The 15,408-nt window shown below is 59.1% G+C and carries 12 protein-coding genes; 8 read left to right on the top strand and 4 right to left on the bottom strand.

Translation table 11 applies throughout. The features are described from left to right. The first annotated feature begins 36 nt into the window (after window positions 1-36). The 6 genes from V1T76_RS14075 (at window position 37) to V1T76_RS14050 (ending at window position 7,482) form a co-directional block, all read left to right on the top strand. Window positions 37-612 carry a GNAT family N-acetyltransferase gene (locus V1T76_RS14075; RefSeq protein ID WP_330561277.1) on the top strand — a complete coding sequence of 192 codons (576 nt, stop codon included), beginning with the start codon at window positions 37-39 and terminating at the stop codon, window positions 610-612. A gap of 822 nt (window positions 613-1,434) precedes the next feature. Next, window positions 1,435-2,784 carry a tRNA uridine-5-carboxymethylaminomethyl(34) synthesis GTPase MnmE gene (mnmE, locus tag V1T76_RS14070; RefSeq protein WP_330561276.1) on the top strand — a complete coding sequence of 450 codons (1,350 nt, stop codon included), beginning with the start codon at window positions 1,435-1,437 and terminating at the stop codon, window positions 2,782-2,784. 298 nt (window positions 2,785-3,082) lie between these two features. Next, entirely contained in the window at window positions 3,083-4,969 is a 1,887-nt protein-coding gene (gene mnmG, locus V1T76_RS14065; protein WP_330561275.1) for a tRNA uridine-5-carboxymethylaminomethyl(34) synthesis enzyme MnmG, read from the top strand. Between the two features lie 14 nt (window positions 4,970-4,983). Further along, window positions 4,984-5,625 carry a 16S rRNA (guanine(527)-N(7))-methyltransferase RsmG gene (gene rsmG, locus V1T76_RS14060; RefSeq protein WP_330561450.1) on the top strand — a complete coding sequence of 214 codons (642 nt, stop codon included), beginning with the start codon at window positions 4,984-4,986 and terminating at the stop codon, window positions 5,623-5,625. A 19-nt stretch (window positions 5,626-5,644) separates the two neighbouring features. Continuing rightward, entirely contained in the window at window positions 5,645-6,469 is an 825-nt protein-coding gene (locus tag V1T76_RS14055; RefSeq protein ID WP_006936896.1) for a ParA family protein, read from the top strand. 107 nt (window positions 6,470-6,576) lie between these two features. Beyond that, window positions 6,577-7,482: a ParB/RepB/Spo0J family partition protein gene (locus V1T76_RS14050; RefSeq protein ID WP_006936895.1), complete on the top strand. Its 906-nt coding sequence runs from the start codon at window positions 6,577-6,579 to the stop codon at window positions 7,480-7,482. 251 nt (window positions 7,483-7,733) lie between these two features. Here V1T76_RS14050 and holA read toward each other — a convergent pair whose 3' ends face one another. The 3 genes from holA to leuS are packed head-to-tail and all read right to left on the bottom strand — an operon-like array spanning window position 7,734 to window position 11,982. Beyond that, on the bottom strand, window positions 7,734-8,774 hold the full coding sequence (gene holA / locus V1T76_RS14045; protein ID WP_330561274.1) for a DNA polymerase III subunit delta: 1,041 nt from the start codon (window positions 8,772-8,774) through the stop codon (window positions 7,734-7,736). Between the two features lie 24 nt (window positions 8,775-8,798). Beyond that, complete coding sequence (locus V1T76_RS14040; protein WP_330561273.1) at window positions 8,799-9,374, bottom strand: hypothetical protein; 576 nt, start codon at window positions 9,372-9,374, stop codon at window positions 8,799-8,801. Beyond that, on the bottom strand, window positions 9,361-11,982 hold the full coding sequence (gene leuS, locus V1T76_RS14035; RefSeq protein ID WP_330561272.1) for a leucine--tRNA ligase: 2,622 nt from the start codon (window positions 11,980-11,982) through the stop codon (window positions 9,361-9,363). Before leuS ends, V1T76_RS14040 begins: the two co-directional genes overlap by 14 nt. Window positions 11,983-12,286: 304 nt before the next feature. On the opposite strand from leuS, the gene V1T76_RS14030 reads away from it, so the two are divergent. Together V1T76_RS14030 and V1T76_RS14025 are read left to right on the top strand one after the other, a co-directional pair. After that, window positions 12,287-12,958, top strand: coding sequence for a YggS family pyridoxal phosphate-dependent enzyme (locus V1T76_RS14030; RefSeq protein ID WP_330561271.1), 672 nt, complete (start codon window positions 12,287-12,289; stop codon window positions 12,956-12,958). Window positions 12,959-13,353: 395 nt separating this feature from the next. Then, a complete protein-coding gene (locus V1T76_RS14025; RefSeq protein WP_330561270.1) occupies window positions 13,354-13,584 on the top strand; it encodes a hypothetical protein in 231 nt (76 codons plus the stop codon). A 139-nt stretch (window positions 13,585-13,723) separates the two neighbouring features. On the opposite strand, the gene V1T76_RS14020 is transcribed toward V1T76_RS14025, so the two are convergent. Beyond that, window positions 13,724-15,163, bottom strand: coding sequence for a TrkH family potassium uptake protein (locus V1T76_RS14020; protein WP_330561269.1), 1,440 nt, complete (start codon window positions 15,161-15,163; stop codon window positions 13,724-13,726). Window positions 15,164-15,408 lie beyond the last annotated feature (245 nt).

Raw genomic sequence — 15,408 nt, 5'->3', positions numbered from 1 at the left:
GTGAATCCTGCTACTTGTTGAATCGGACCCGATCTGATGCCTGACGCTTCTTTTTTGCTGGAAACAGACCGCCTCCTGCTGCGCCCCTGGAAGGACGAGGATCTGGAGCCATATGCTGAACTTTGCGCAGACCCGGAAGTCATGCGGTTCTTCCCAGAAGTGCTGACGCGGGAAAAGTCTGACCTGCTGGTTACCCGTTGTAAGGAAAAGACGGTGAAAGACGGGTTCAGCATGGCACCGGTAGAGGTGAAGGAGACAGGTGAATTTCTGGGCTTCGTCGGTTTGAACGTTCCGACCTATGCTGCACCCCTGCCGTTTGATCCATGTGTCGAGATCGGTTGGCGAATGAAACGCTCTGCCTGGGGAAAGGGCTATGCCAGCGAGGCTGCTCGGGAGTGGCTTCGATTCGGATTTGAAACCATCGGTCTTGACGAGATCGTTGCCTTCACGATCCCGGACAATCTGCCATCGCAGAAAGTGATGGAGCGCATCGGCATGACCCGCGACCTGGAAGGGGACTTTCTTCATCCCAGTCTGCCGGCGGATCATCCGATTGCGAAGCATGTGCTTTATCGCCTGACCAAGAGGGACTGGCTATGCAGGACGACCTGAGCGGGTGTTCATCCTGATGGATAATCCCGATTCACGTGAAACATGAATCGGGACAAGTCGTGACCGAAATTTGTTTCACGTGAATCCGTCACCTTGAATCGGGTCCGATCCAACCGGAAGACTCTTCAAGAGGGCACACCAGCCAAACATTCCTATGCCTTTTTTGATCGCACCCTTCAAACCAACGACTCGTCTGTTCATATAGGAATGGGACGTTTTGAAAGATTTGTAGCAAGTAGAGCTGGTCCTTGCTGAAGCTCCGCGGTGCTGTCCGTCGGATGATTTGATCTAGAGGGATGAGAGACCGTGTCTGACAATTGATTTTTAGAGAACGCTGATAGGGGTTTCGTCGACGTGCTCTGTCGAACGCTTTCGTGTTTCACGTGAATCCGCGATTTTGAATCGGTTCCGATTTCAAGTTCCTGCCGGCGGATGCAGGAGCGGGAGACGCACCTCTTCAGGCGCACATGGTGCAAGAGGTGCGTGGATCCAGTCAGTCAGCCTCCGGACTGTGAGGCGACTGGCAAAGGGGTGCATCCGACAGGGGGCCTTCGTGAGACGTGTTGAAGGAAGGGAAGAAGCCTCGACGTTGGTCAAGACCAGCCAAAATGCTACACCTCGGATATATGAGACGTACCTGCGAGCTTGAGCCTTTCACGTGCAGGACGACTATCCCCATGGCCATTGATTCACGTGAAACAGATGTGGCGGTCCAGGCGGTCAGTTCGATTCGGCGGCGGAATGGCGTGACTGGTTCTTTTCCGCCGTGATGAGACTTGATAAAGAGGCGGTCCACGATCTCAGGACAGACCGGAAGACCTTATGGCTGAAACGATCTTTGCGCTTTCCAGTGGAGCTGTGCCTTCGGGCGTTGCGGTGATCAGGGTGTCTGGCTCGAAGACCAGGGAGATCATCGAGGCGCTTGCAGGTAGGGTTCCTGAACCGCGCAAGACGATGCTGGCAAAGCTGCGCCACCCTGAGACGGGCGATGTGCTGGACGAAGCCCTGCTGCTTTATTTTGAAGGGCCTGCAAGCTTTACCGGAGAGGATGTTGCCGAATTCCAGTGCCATGGTGGACGTGCCGTGGTCTCCGGTCTCCTGTCCTTGCTCTCCACCTTCCCAGAGTGCCGCCCGGCCGAAGCGGGGGAGTTCACCCGGCGTGCATTCGACCGCGGCCGGATGGATCTGACGGAAGTTGAGGGCCTGGCGGATCTCATTGCCGCAGAGACAGAGAGCCAGCGCAAGCAAGCGGTCCGTCAGATGGGGGGTGCTCTCGGCAAGCTCTATGACGATTGGCGCAAGCGCCTCATCCATATGCGGGCGATGATCGAGGCAGACTTTGATTTTGCCGATGAGGAGGATGTACCGGGGAGTGTGGCCGATGAGGTTTGGTCCGAAGCAAGGCAGCTTCATGCCGAGATCGCGGAGCATCTTGAAAAGTCTCGTAGCGGGGAGCGCCTGCGCTCGGGTCTTCAAGTGGTGCTCATGGGTGCGCCGAACGCCGGCAAATCCAGTCTGCTGAATGCCATTGCCGGTCGGGAGGTTGCCATTGTCACCGAAGAAGCCGGTACGACCCGCGATGTGATCGAGGTTCATCTCGACCTGGCAGGGTATCCCGTGACGCTGGTCGACACAGCCGGACTGCGGCAGACAGAGGGTGTGGTTGAAAGGGAAGGTATCCGCCGGGCAGAAGAAAGGGGTAGGGGAGCCGACTTGATCCTGTGGGCCGTGGAGCCTGGCGGGGTGGAACATGACGATACCAGCGCCGGTCTCCCGGGTGACCTGCGAAGCAGCGTGCCCGTCTGGACGGTTCGCACAAAGGCAGATCTTGAGACTCTTCCGGAACAAGACTCTTCCGGAACGACCCAGGAAATTGCTTGTTCCAGTAAAAGCGCGGAAGGGATGAACCCGCTGTTTTTCCGTCTGACACGTTTTGCCGAGGAAACGATTGCTCTGGGTGAAGCGCCGCTGGCAACCCGAGAGCGGCACCGCCACTACCTCAATGAGTGCCTGTCCGGGTTGAGGGCGGCGATGGATATGGATCATCTACCAGCCGAGCTGCGTGCAGAAGATCTGCGGAGGGCTGCTGATGCGCTGGGACGGATCACCGGACGGATCGACGTCGAGGATCTGCTTGATGTGATCTTCCGGGACTTCTGTATCGGCAAGTGATCTGTTTCACGTGAATCATGTCAGGTAAAATACGGATCGATTCATATCCGGAACATGTTTCACGTGAATCATTTTCACTGTCCTGTCGCTGATTTTGCCAGTGTGCGTTGACCGCTTGTCTCCCTTGCGGAATTCCGCTTTGACCTTCAAGCGCGGCACACGTATAAGTCTCGGCGAACAAGTGCCGGTCTGTGCGGCCTGTGATAGTCTGGCCAAGGCCGGAGAATGATCCCGAAAACCGAACCGGAAAGACCCGGACCCGAAGCCCTGCTGTCGGGTCTCGTGAGCGGTAGAGACTATGAACGAACTGGACCTGACATTCGATGTGGTGGTGATTGGTGGTGGTCACGCGGGCTGTGAAGCTGCGGCGGCTTCGGCGCGCGCAGGAGCGGCAACCGCGCTGGTCACCCACCGCTTCGACACCATTGGCGTGATGTCCTGTAACCCGGCCATCGGTGGCCTGGGGAAGGGCCATCTCGTGCGCGAGATCGATGCGCTCGACGGGTTGATGGGACGCGTCGCCGACAAGGGCGGGATTCAGTTTCGCATGCTCAACCGGCGCAAGGGTCCTGCCGTGCGTGGACCCCGGGCCCAGGCGGATCGCAAGCTCTACCGCGAAGCGATGCAGCGCGAGATTGCTGCCGTTGAAGGTCTGAGTGTTGTCGAGGGGGAAGCCCACAAGATCCGGTTTGAGCGAGATGGCGAGATACCGTCCGTCTCCGGAATTGAGCTGGCCGATGGCCGTGTGATCAACTGCCGTGCCATCGTACTGACGAGTGGCACGTTTCTTCGCGGGCTCATTCATATCGGCGACAGGAAAATCCCCGCCGGCCGGTCCGGTGAAGCTCCGGCGCTCGGGTTGTCTGAATCTCTTGAAGAGATCGGCTTTGATCTCGGCCGCCTCAAGACCGGTACACCTGCGCGGCTGGACGGACGGACCATCCATTGGGACAGGCTCGAAGAGCAGCCAGGCGACGAGGATCCTATCCCGTTCTCCACACTGACGGACAAGATCGAGACACCTCAGGTCCCGTGTCACATCACCCGCACGACTCCCGAAACCCATCGGATCATTCGTGAGAACCTGTCGCGCTCCGCGATGTATTCGGGTGAGATCAAGGGACGGGGACCGCGGTATTGCCCGTCTATCGAAGACAAGATCGTTCGCTTTGGCGACAGGGACGGACACCAGATTTTCCTGGAGCCGGAAGGCCTGGACGATCACACCGTCTATCCGAATGGTATCTCCACCTCTTTGCCGGAAGATGCGCAGATAGCGTTTCTGAAGACCATTCCGGGTCTGGAAGATGTGGTGGTGCTGCAGCCGGGATATGCAATCGAATATGACCATGTCGACCCGCGCGAGCTGCGCCCGACGCTGGAGGCCAAGCGCTGCTCGGGTCTTTATCTGGCCGGCCAGATCAACGGGACGACAGGTTATGAAGAAGCCGGGGCCCAGGGTCTTGTTGCCGGGCTCAACGCCGCGCTGAAGGCAGCCGGCAAGGCGCCGTTCGTGGTTGACCGGTCCGAAGGATATATTGGTGTGATGATCGACGACCTGATCACCAGGGGTATCACCGAACCATATCGGATGTTCACGTCTCGCGCAGAGTATCGGTTGTCTCTTCGGGCGGACAATGCCGACCAGCGTCTGACGCCTCTGGGTCTTGCCATCGGCTGCGTGTCGGATGCGCGGCGCGAAGCCTTCGAAACCAAGATGGCCAGGATCGCTGCGGCGCGGGATCTTCTGACGACTTTGACTGTGACACCGTCCGAAGCGCAGAAGAAGGGATTGCCGGTGAACCAGGATGGTATTCGCCGGTCGGCTTTTAATCTGCTGTCCTATCCGAATGTCACCTTTGAAGGCCTGACCCAAATCTGGCCGGAGCTAAAGGACATCGATCCGGCTATTGCCGAACAGGTGGCGACGGACGCGCTTTATGCAGTTTATCTTGACCGTCAGATGGCAGACATTGAAGCGTTGAAGCGTGACGAAGCCTTGTCGATCCCCGATGGTTTCGACTACGAAGCGATTATCGGTCTTTCCAATGAGGTGCGCCAGAAGCTGATCGATATTCGCCCGGCCACCCTTGGCCAGGCGTCCCGCATGGACGGCATGACACCGGCCGCGCTTACCCTGATACTGTCGCATCTGAAGCGTCAGAGCCAGAAGGGAGCCGCCTGATGGGGCGTCCGGTGATGTTGAATACTTCTGGACAGGTTGTGCATAAGTATGGGGATGTTTCACGTGAAACGTTGGACAGGCTCCAGATCTATGTCGATCTCGTTCTGAAGTGGCAGCCCGCACAAAACCTGATCGCACCTTCGACAATCCCTGATATCTGGACGCGCCATGTGGCAGATAGCCTGCAAACCCAGTGGAGTTATCCAGAGGCGCGTACGTGGGTCGACATTGGCAGCGGCGGGGGGTTTCCGGGTGTTGTCACGGCAATCCTGCTTGCCGACGAACCAGACGCCCATGTGCACATGATCGAAAGCAACCAGCGCAAGGTGGCCTTCCTCAGAACGGCTCTGCGGGAGACGGGATCCAAAGGAACAGTGCACCCGGGCCGGATCGAATCGGTTGCGAAAGATTGGAAACACGGCTCTGTGGATGCAGTGTCTGCACGGGCACTCGCTTCCCTTGACCTGCTTTTTCAGCTCTCCGAGCCGTTTACGGCGGCAGGATCGAAAGCTGTTTTCCACAAAGGTCAGGATTTTCAGCGAGAAGTTAACGAAGCTACTGCCCGTTGGCAGTTCGACATGATAGAAAAAGACAGTCTTGTTGATCCAATGAGCCGGATGCTTCTTTTCTCAAATATTTCAGCCCGGCCGGAGTAGCCAGGAAGGTGTTGTAGCAATGAGCATGCTTCCCGAAATGCCGCGCGTTCTCGCGCTTGCGAACCAGAAGGGTGGGGTTGGCAAAACCACGACCGCCATCAACCTCGGCACGGCGCTTGCGGCGATTGGCGAAAAAGTTCTGGTGATCGATCTTGACCCGCAGGGCAACGCCTCGACGGGTTTGGGTATTGAACATCGTGACAGGGGCCTGTCGACCTACGAAGTTCTGAGCGGTGACTGTTCCCTGGCGGAGGCCGTGCGGGAGACCGCCGTGCAACGCCTCTGGGTGGCGCCGTCCACCATGGACCTGCTGGGTCTTGAACTGGAAATCGCCTCCACGGCCGACCGGGCGTTCCGCCTGCGCAGTGCCATCGAGAACCTGACCCATTCCCGTCTGTTCCAGGAAATCGGGTTCACCTACGTGCTGGTCGACTGTCCGCCGTCTCTGAACCTGCTGACGATCAACGCTCTGTCCGCGTCGCACTCCATTCTGGTGCCGTTGCAGTGTGAGTTCTTCGCGCTTGAAGGTCTTAGCCAGCTCCTCAGCACGGTCGAGCAGGTCAAGAACGCGCTCAACCCTGAACTGAGCATCCATGGCATCGTTCTGACCATGTACGACAGCCGCAACAACCTTTCCAGCCAGGTGGTCGCCGACGTGCGCGAAACCATGGGTGATGCGGTTTACGAAACGATCATTCCGCGCAACGTTCGCATTTCGGAAGCACCGTCCTACGGCAAACCGGCGCTGCTTTACGATCTGAAATGCGCCGGCAGCCAGGCGTATCTGCGACTGGCATCCGAGATCATTCAGCGCGAGCGTGAATTGCGGCGCGTCGCGGCATAGGGCCGGATCGATTCGGCTCCGATCTGGCAAGTTTTGAGGCATGACGGCGAGAGAGGCACAGTCGCCATGCTATATCCTATTGAAATATAAAAAGAAAAAGGTGCGGTATGGCGGAAAGAGACGTCAAGAACAAGCGTTTGGGCCGTGGTTTGGCGGCGCTGATCGGGGATTCAGCTCCCGAAGCGGCTGCACCGCCGGAAAAGATCATTCGCGACTCCCGCAGGGTGCCGATCGAACATCTGGAGCCTAACCCGCGCAACCCGCGCAAGACCTTCACCGAGAAAGACCTCGCGGATCTTTCTGAATCGCTGAAGGCAAAAGGCATCGTTCAGCCGATCCTGGTGCGCCCGGCAGCAGGGAAGGCCAACCGCTTCGAGATCATCGCTGGCGAACGCCGCTGGCGGGCCGCACAGCGGGCCGGGCTGCACGAAGCACCGATCATCATCCGCGACGTGACCGATCAGGAAGCGCTTGAGCTTGCCATCATCGAGAACGTGCAGCGTGCCGATCTCAATCCGATCGAAGAGGCAATGGGTTACGAGCAGCTCACCGCGGAGTTCAGCTACAGCCAGGGCGAACTTGCCAAGGTGATCGGCAAGAGCCGCAGCCATGTTGCCAACACCATGCGTCTGTTGAAGCTGCCGAATTCCGTGAAGGACTATCTGGCTGAAGGCCTGCTGACGGCCGGTCATGCCCGCGCATTGATCACCGTTGAAGATCCCGCGGCTCTGGCCGAGCTGATCGTGGAAAAGGGCCTGACGGTTCGCGATGCGGAAAAGCTCTCGCAGGATCCGGATGCGCTGGCCAAGATCACGGGCAAGAAAACTCCGGGCGACAAGCCGCAGAAGGACGCCGACACCAAGGCATTGGAAAAGCGCCTGACGGACACACTGGGCCTGAAGGTGACCGTTGGTCACAAGCCAGGCAAGGAAACCGGCGATCTCAAGATAAAATACACCTCGCTCGAACAGCTTGATGAGCTGTGCAAGAAGCTGGGCGTTGAAACCCGCTAAGATATTGATATTATTTTAATTTTAAGAGCCGGGGCGCGTTGTGCTCCGGCTTTTTTTGTTCTGGTTTTGCCAGACAGCGAGCCCTGCACCCCTCATCCTGAGGAGCCGCATAAGCGGCGTCTCGAAGGATGGACCGCTGGTTTCTGAGTTTGCCGCCCTTCCTTCGAGACAGCGTTTGCGCGCTTCCTCAGGATGAGGGGGAGTGCAAGAATACAGGGAGGCTTCAGGGAGAGGAGCTGATGAGCGCCGTGCTACCGTCGCTGCTGGCGGGCCCTGGCGGCGCGGCCGAGCTTGAGGAGGGCTTCGGAGAGGACGGGGACACCGAGGGCATCGTTGAGGCGCGAAATGCGTGTGGCCTCGCTCAGGATGTCCATGGCGCGTTCCAGATCCGTCAGGGACCAGATCCGCAGCTGCTGGGTAAATCGCGGCTTGCGGGAGAAGAAGATAGGCGGTCGCTGTCCATCGACGACGGCCTGGGCATTTTTGCCCTGATCGATATCGATTCGCATCCGATGCAAATGCTGAAAGTGCTTCAGGGTCTGGTTGGCGATCACAGAGGCTTTGGAGCCGGCTTCCGCGAGCCGTTCCAGGCCATGATCCAGCATGGCGAGGTCGCCGGATGCTGCCGCGTCGATCAGTTCGGACATTTCGAAGGCCGATGCATCGCCGATGATGGCTTCGACGTCTTCGCTGTCGATCCGGCCCTTGTTGAGGGCATAGAGGCAGAGTTTTTTCAGTTCACCCCGGCTTGCCATGCGGTCACCGCCCAGAAGACTGTGCAATGCGGCGCGGGCTTCGCGGGTAACCGATAGACCGGCTTCGCGGGTTTCCTCGTCTATCAACTGGTCGATGCCGCGGTCGTTATCGGCGTAACAGGGCAGGGCGACGGCGCGCTTGTGCGGCTCGATAAGCTTTCGGAGGCCAACGCCCTTCTTGATGTCGCCGCCCTCGAGAACCACCAGTGTCTGCCAGTCGTCCTGCTTCAGAACCGGTTCCACCGCCGCATTGAGGTTGCGGGAGGAGGCATCCTTCACCCACACGATCCTGCGGCCACCAAACAATGGAACCGTCAGAACTTCGTCGATGAGCCGATTCGGATCCGAACCAAGATCGGAGGCGTCCAGCTTGATCAGATTGAACGGATCACTTTCGCCTTCGGAGGCCTTGTTGACGAGACGGGTGGCGCGTTCCGACACCAGCCCGGTATCCGGACCGAAGATCAGAACAACGCCGCCCGCTTCCGGAGGATTGGCAACGAAACGGTCGATCTCCGCGGCTTTCAGGACGGTCACGGCCGGTTGCCTCCAAGGTCTTGGTTACGACTTGCTGGCAAAATAGCCGGCAATCCGGGCGGCGATATCGTCGGCGACGGCCTTGGCAACGCGTTCCTGCGCATCGCGATAAGCACGCGTGTTGGCAAAACGCTGGTTGGAAAAGTCGTAGGAAGCGGATTTGAACGCCCGGCCGCTCATCAGCGTCTCGTCGGTCGCCAGATCGCTCAGCACGAAGGTGGAGTTCATCGTGGTCGTGTAGGCGGACGGAACGTCGGAGAACTGTTCGACGCCCACTTCCGCGCTGCCAACGTCCATCAGCACCTTGAGACGGTACTTCTTGGCACCCGACCCGGCTCCGCGTTCGAACCGGTAGGTCAGCTCGTTATAGAGGACGCGCGAAGCATCGTTGTTGGCATACTGGCTGGAGATGGATTCCAGTTCGATGGCCGCAAGTTCACTCGCCACCGCAGAAGGCGCGGAGCCGAAGTCGCCGGTACTGCTGCCATAGAGCGGGCGCACCTGACAGCCGCCAAGGGCCACAACGGCTGCAAATCCGGCGCAAAGGGCGGCGCGCCGTAACGCGCCGCTGTTCAGGAAGAGGTTGTTAAACAACGACATTCACGATCCTTTGCGGTACCACGATGATCTTCTTCGGCGCCTTCCCTTCAAGAGCCTTCTTGACGGCGTCGAGGGCCAAGGTAGCCGCTTCGACCTCGTCTTTGGAAGCCTCTTTTGCAATCGTCAGCTCACCGCGTTTCTTTCCGTTGATCTGGATCGGATAGGTGACGGTGTCATCGGACAGCAGAGCCTCGTCGGCCTGCGGCCAGCTTGCTTCCGAAATCAGATTGTCGTGGCCGAGGGCCGACCAGCATTCTTCTGCCAGATGCGGCATCATAGGAGCCATCATCTGCACCAGATAGTCGGCTGCTTCGCGCACGGCGTATTCGGTGCCGGCATCCGCTTCGCCTTCGTTGAAGACCTTGCTGATGGTGTTGACGAGCTCATAGAGGCGGGCCACGGCACGGTTGAAGCCGAGGCCTTCCAGATCGGCGGAAACGGCCGCCAGGGTCTTGTGGCTGGCGCGGCGCAGGTCAAGCGCCTTGCCGTCAACTTCCGGAGCCTTGCCGCCACGTGGTTCGGTCTTCTCGGCAATATCGCCGATCAGGCGCCAGACGCGCTGAACAAAACGCCAGGCGCCCTGCACGCCGTCCTCGGTCCAGATAACGTCCCGCTCGGGCGGGCTGTCGGACAGCATGAACCAGCGCGCGGTGTCGGCGCCGTAGGTGTCGATGATGTCGGTCGGGTCGACAGTGTTCTTCTTCGACTTCGACATCTTTTCGATAGAGCCGATGGCAACGTCCTCACCGGTCTCGACGAGAACAGCGCGGCGCTTGCCGTCGGCATCCTCGATGCGGATTTCGGACGGGGCGATCCAGCGGCCGTTGGCACCTTCGCCGATGCGATAGGTCTCGTGGGTCACCATGCCCTGGGTGAACAGGCCCTTGAACGGTTCCTTCAGATCAAGCGCGCCCACCTTCTGCATCGCCCGCGTGAAGAAGCGGGAATAAAGCAGGTGCAGGATCGCATGCTCGATACCGCCGATGTACTGGTCGACCGGCAGCCAGCCGTTGGCGGCTTCCGGGTCGGTCGGCTGATCGCAGTCCGGAGCCGTGAAGCGGGCGAAATACCAGGAGCTGTCCACGAAGGTGTCCATGGTGTCGGTTTCGCGCCGGGCAGGCTTGCCGCATTTCGGGCAGGAGGTGTTGCGCCAGGTCGGGTGGCGGTCGAGCGGGTTGCCCGGCTTGTCGAAATTGATGTCATCCGGCAACTGAACCGGCAGGTTCTCGTCCTTTTCCGGTACAACACCGCAATCGTCGCAATGAATGACCGGGATCGGGCAGCCCCAGTAGCGCTGACGCGAAATGCCCCAGTCGCGCAGGCGATAGTTCACCTGGCGTTCGGCCTGCGGTGCTCCGTCGATGGTGATGGCTTCCAGCTTCTTTGCCACTGCTTCCTTGGCGTCCGGTATGGAGAGGCCGTTCAGGAAATCGGAATTGAAGATGGTGCCGTCGTCGGTGAAGGCTTCGTCTGCCACATCGAAGGTTGCCGGATCGGCGTCCTTCGGCAGCACGACGGGCGTGACGGGCAGGCCGTATTTGCGGGCGAAGTCCAGGTCGCGCTGGTCATGGGCCGGGCAGGCGAAGATCGCGCCGGTGCCGTAGTCCATCAGAATGAAGTTGGCGACGTAGACCGGCAGCTCGATGGTGGCATCCAGCGGGTGCTTGACGCGCAGGCCGGTGTCGAGGCCTTTTTTCTCAGCCTTTTCAATTGCTTCTTCGGATGTACCGACGCGGCGGCATTCCTCGATGAAGGCTTTCAGCTCCGGATTGCTTTCCGCCAGCCTGGTCGAGATCGGATGATCCGGCGACAGGCCCATGAAGGAGGCACCGAACAGCGTGTCGGGCCGCGTGGTGAAGATTTCCAGCGTGTTGTCGCCGGTGGGGGCCGCTTCGGTAAACTCGAAGCGCACGCGCAGGCCTTCGGAACGGCCGATCCAGTTCTTCTGCATCAGCCGCACCTTGTCCGGCCAGCGGTCGAGGGTGTCGATCGCCTCCAGCAGGTCTTCCGAGTAATCGGAAATCTTGAAGAACCACTGGGTCAGCTCACGCTGTTCCACCAGCGCACCGGAGCGCCAGCCCCGACCATCGATCACCTGCTCGTTGGCCAGAACCGTCATGTCGACCGGGTCCCAGTTGACCTTGGCGTTTTTGCGGTAGACGAGACCGGCTTCCAGGAATTTCAGGAACAGGCGCTGCTGCTGGGTGTAATAGGCGACATCGCAGGTCGCGAATTCCCGGCTCCAGTCCAGCGACAGGCCCATGATCTTGAGCTGGTCGCGCATGGTGGCGATGTTTTCATAGGTCCAGTCCTTGGGATGGACCTTGTTCTGCATGGCTGCGTTTTCCGCCGGCATGCCGAAGGCGTCCCAGCCCATCGGATGCAGGACGTTGAAGCCCTTGGCGCGTTTGTAACGGGCTACAACGTCGCCCATGGCGTAGTTGCGCACGTGGCCCATGTGGATGCGGCCGGACGGATAGGGAAACATTTCAAGGACATAGTATTTGTCGCGGGGATCGTCGTTGTGGGTGACGAAGACGTCCTTGTCGTTCCAGACCTTTTGCCAGCGCGCTTCGACTTCGCGCGCATTGTACCGTTCCGTTGCCATCTATTGTGCCGTTTGTTCTTGCCGCCGGACCCGGCGGATTTCCTGAAAGATTGACTGCCGGACTGTCACCAGAAATCGCGTCCGGGGTCAACATGTGAGAAGAGATTGATCTTGCAGATGCCTGTTTATTTCGCAATGCGGCATTCGTAAAGCTGTCGGATGCCAGCTTCCGGCGTTGTTTCGCTCTCAAACTGGCCTCGGCGCTGGGGCTTTCCGAAAGAGCTCTTGAGATTGGAGGGCGAGCAAGCATAAGAGAGGGGAGGCCCGGACTGGCAGGGCGCTCGAGAAATTGAAGGACCAACCGATGACCTCTGCAGCAGACCGACTGGCAAATGTTCAGGCAGATATCCGAAATGCCGAAGCCGAGTACGGCAGGGCAGAGGGGTCGGTGACGCTGATCGCGGTTTCCAAGACGTTCGAGGCGGACGAGATCCGTCCGGTGCTTGACGCGGGTCAACGGGTATTCGGTGAGAACCGGGTGCAGGAAGCCATGCACAAGTGGCCCGGCCTGCGCGAGGATTTTGACGGCATCGAACTGCATCTGATCGGACCGCTGCAATCCAACAAGGCAAAGGAAGCGATCGCGACCTTTGATGTCGTGCACACGGTGGACCGGCCGAAAATCGCCAGGGCATTGAAAGCCGAGATGGAAAAGCAGGGCAGGGATCTGCCGTGTTTCATTCAGGTAAATACCGGAGAAGAGCCGCAAAAGGCCGGCATTGCGCCCAAGGATGTCGATGCCTTCGTGAAAGAGTGCCGCGAAGACGTCGGGCTCAACATCGTCGGACTGATGTGCATTCCGCCGGTCGATGAGGCGCCGGGCGAACACTTTGCGCTTCTGGAAAAGATCGCCGCCCGCAATGGTCTTGAGAAGCTCTCCATGGGCATGTCTTCAGACTATTCGGTGGCGGTCGGCTTCGGTGCCACGCATGTGCGTGTCGGGTCTGCCATCTTCGGTTCGCGCGACTATACCTGATCAGAGCGCGCCGCCGCACAGTGCCGAAGTTTGCGTCGCATCACTGGCGCGAAGCGCTTACGGCTTGTCATATTCGATGAACTTGTTTCGAATTTACAAATAAAATCAAATAGATAATCAATCTGATTTTTCCTGTTCAAGCCCCAGAACTGCCCAAAATAGTTAAAAATGACGGCAGTTTGGCCGACCTGTGGCTGATCGTAATAGTCAAACACAAGATTGCCGCGAAGGTTTCAAAGAGCTGCCCTTAGCCGGTCGCGATCGGCCCGCAGTGTCTGTCCCGTTCCGGTTCGGCGGGTCGCAGGGGCCTGGCGAACGGACGGAACAACAGGTGGTCCCCATAGCCGAAGGGCACAGGGGCACCTGACAAGACCCAAACCATTGGAGGTCATATCATGTCCAAACGTCTTACTGCTGCTCTTCTGATCGGTGCCTTTACCGCGTCTTCCGCAGCGCTTGCCCAGGGCATGTCGTTCGAGGCGGTGGACCTCGATCAGGACGGTTATGTCAGCTACGAGGAAATCGCGGCAGCTGTCCCGACCCTTTCCGAAGATGCATTCAACGCGGCAGACGCGAACCAGGACAGCCTCCTGGATCCGGACGAGTTCGCAACCGTCCAGCCGTAATTCGGCTTCGGGCGATCACACCCCCCGTCGGCTGCTCTTGCAGCCAGATCGTCCGAACAAGACCACCGCCGGTAAGGTCACGCCGGCGGTGGTTTTTTGTGATCGAAAGAGAGTCGAAGCCTTTGCGGCCGGATTGGTTCTAATCCAGCCAGAAATCGGGCGTCAGCAGCAAGATGCCTGCGAGAATTTCCAGCCGCCCAAGGATCATCTGAACCGCCAGGAACCACTTGGCGAGATCGGGCAGGGACTGGAAGGTACCCGACGGTCCGATGGTTTCGCCAACACCGGGTCCGACATTCGCCAGAGCCGTGATGGAGGCGCTGAGCGCCGTCTCGAGATCGAGGCCAAGCATCATGTAGACCAGCGAAAACGCCGCGAAGGCCCCGGCGTAAAGAACCGCGAAGACCAGAACACCTTCCAGAACGGGGTTTGACACGGCCCGGCCCTGGTATCTCGGTTCGACTACGCGGTGCGGACGGATCATCCGCCGGAACAGGCCCTGGATGTAGCTGCCGAGGATCGCGATCCGGAACATCTTGAAGCCCCCGGATGTGGACCCGCTGCAGCCGCCGAAGAACGTCAACACGAAGAAAATCGCGATCACCGGCGGGCCGAACTGCAGATAATCGTTGGCTGCGTATCCGGTGGTGGTGATCACCGAAACCACGTTGAACACTGCATAGGTGAACATCTGGAACGGGGTGTCGTGGGCAATGAAGCGCTCGAACAGGAAAACGCTGATCGAAGCCGCGGCAACAATGGCCAGCAGCAGCATGATCTGGACGTCCTTCACCCAATGCCGCCTTTCGATGCTGCGGATCAGATAGAGAAACGGTACGGCGGAGCTCAGCATGAACACGGAAGCGACCCAGTAGACGGCCAGACCGTCGAATTGGCCGAAGGACTGGTCGGATGTGGAAAAACCGCCGGTCGAGACGGTGGTCATGGAGTGGATCACCGCTTCGAAGAAGGTCATTCCACACAGCAGGTAAAGTGTGGCACAGCTCAGCGAAAGGCCTGCATAAAGCGCCAGCAGCCGGTAGACGAACGGGCCGACATGACCATAGGGCTTGCTGGTGTTTTCCGAAGATTCCAGGGCAAAGAGCTGGCTGCCACCAACGCGCAGACCCGGCAGAAGCCAGATCCCGATAGCCACCACACCGATGCCGCCAACCCATTGCAGCAGCGCCCGCCAGAGCAGGATGCCGGGTGGCAGGGTGTCGAGGCCGGTCAGGATGGTCGAGCCGGTGGTGGTCAGGCCGGAGGCGGTTTCGAAAAAGGCGTCTGTAAAGCTGATGCCGAGACCGCTGAAGTAGAAGGGCACGGCACCGGCAAAGGAAAATGCGAACCAGGCGGCGTTGACGAACAGGATGGCTTCGCGGAAGTGACCCGGTGGCCGCTCTCCCTGAAAGGCCATGGTCATCAGCAGGCCGGCCGTCCCCAGGACGAGAGCCGACACCAGAAAGACCTGCCAGTCCGAGTTTCTGGCGAACACATCCGCGATCCCGGGGACGATCATCAAAACTGAAATCAGGATGAGCAATCGTCCGATTGGCAACGCAATGGCGCGATAATTCATAGACTGGACGTCCGCAACGGTCGGCTGTCAGGACAGCAGGCGTGTGTGTCAAAAGACTTTCGTTATCTGCCTGTGCACCGCAAAAAGCAAGGCCAACGGGTTTTGAACCTCCTGAAGACCTGGAACGGCGGGTCGGTGGTTCACCCTTGGCGCCGTCGCCAAATATGCTTCTAAAACACACCTGTACGCCAGATCATGTTGACCGGACCGGGAGGCTTTGCCAGAGTGATTTCATAAATTTGGGA

Origin of the sequence: Roseibium sp. FZY0029, assembly GCF_036350355.1 — a bacterium.
In the GTDB taxonomy this organism is placed as follows: Bacteria; Pseudomonadota; Alphaproteobacteria; order Rhizobiales; family Stappiaceae; genus Roseibium.
The sequence above is the reverse complement of the archived record's forward strand: the minus strand, read 5'-3'. Positions and strand labels throughout refer to the sequence as shown.

Excerpts from the sequence above, each read along its gene's own strand:
- V1T76_RS14075 (WP_330561277.1), top strand. The coding sequence starts at position 37 with ATGCCTGACGCTTCTTTTTTGCTGGAAACAGACCGCCTCCTGCTGCGC.
- V1T76_RS14025 (WP_330561270.1), top strand. The coding sequence starts at position 13,354 with ATGTCCAAACGTCTTACTGCTGCTCTTCTGATCGGTGCCTTTACCGCG.
- rsmG (WP_330561450.1), top strand. The coding sequence starts at position 4,984 with ATGTTGAATACTTCTGGACAGGTTGTGCATAAGTATGGGGATGTTTCA.
- V1T76_RS14040 (WP_330561273.1), bottom strand. The coding sequence starts at position 9,374 with ATGTCGTTGTTTAACAACCTCTTCCTGAACAGCGGCGCGTTACGGCGC.
- V1T76_RS14050 (WP_006936895.1), top strand. The coding sequence starts at position 6,577 with ATGGCGGAAAGAGACGTCAAGAACAAGCGTTTGGGCCGTGGTTTGGCG.
- V1T76_RS14020 (WP_330561269.1), bottom strand. The coding sequence starts at position 15,163 with ATGAATTATCGCGCCATTGCGTTGCCAATCGGACGATTGCTCATCCTG.
- V1T76_RS14030 (WP_330561271.1), top strand. The coding sequence starts at position 12,287 with ATGACCTCTGCAGCAGACCGACTGGCAAATGTTCAGGCAGATATCCGA.
- leuS (WP_330561272.1), bottom strand. The coding sequence starts at position 11,982 with ATGGCAACGGAACGGTACAATGCGCGCGAAGTCGAAGCGCGCTGGCAA.
- mnmE (WP_330561276.1), top strand. The coding sequence starts at position 1,435 with ATGGCTGAAACGATCTTTGCGCTTTCCAGTGGAGCTGTGCCTTCGGGC.
- mnmG (WP_330561275.1), top strand. The coding sequence starts at position 3,083 with ATGAACGAACTGGACCTGACATTCGATGTGGTGGTGATTGGTGGTGGT.
- V1T76_RS14055 (WP_006936896.1), top strand. The coding sequence starts at position 5,645 with ATGAGCATGCTTCCCGAAATGCCGCGCGTTCTCGCGCTTGCGAACCAG.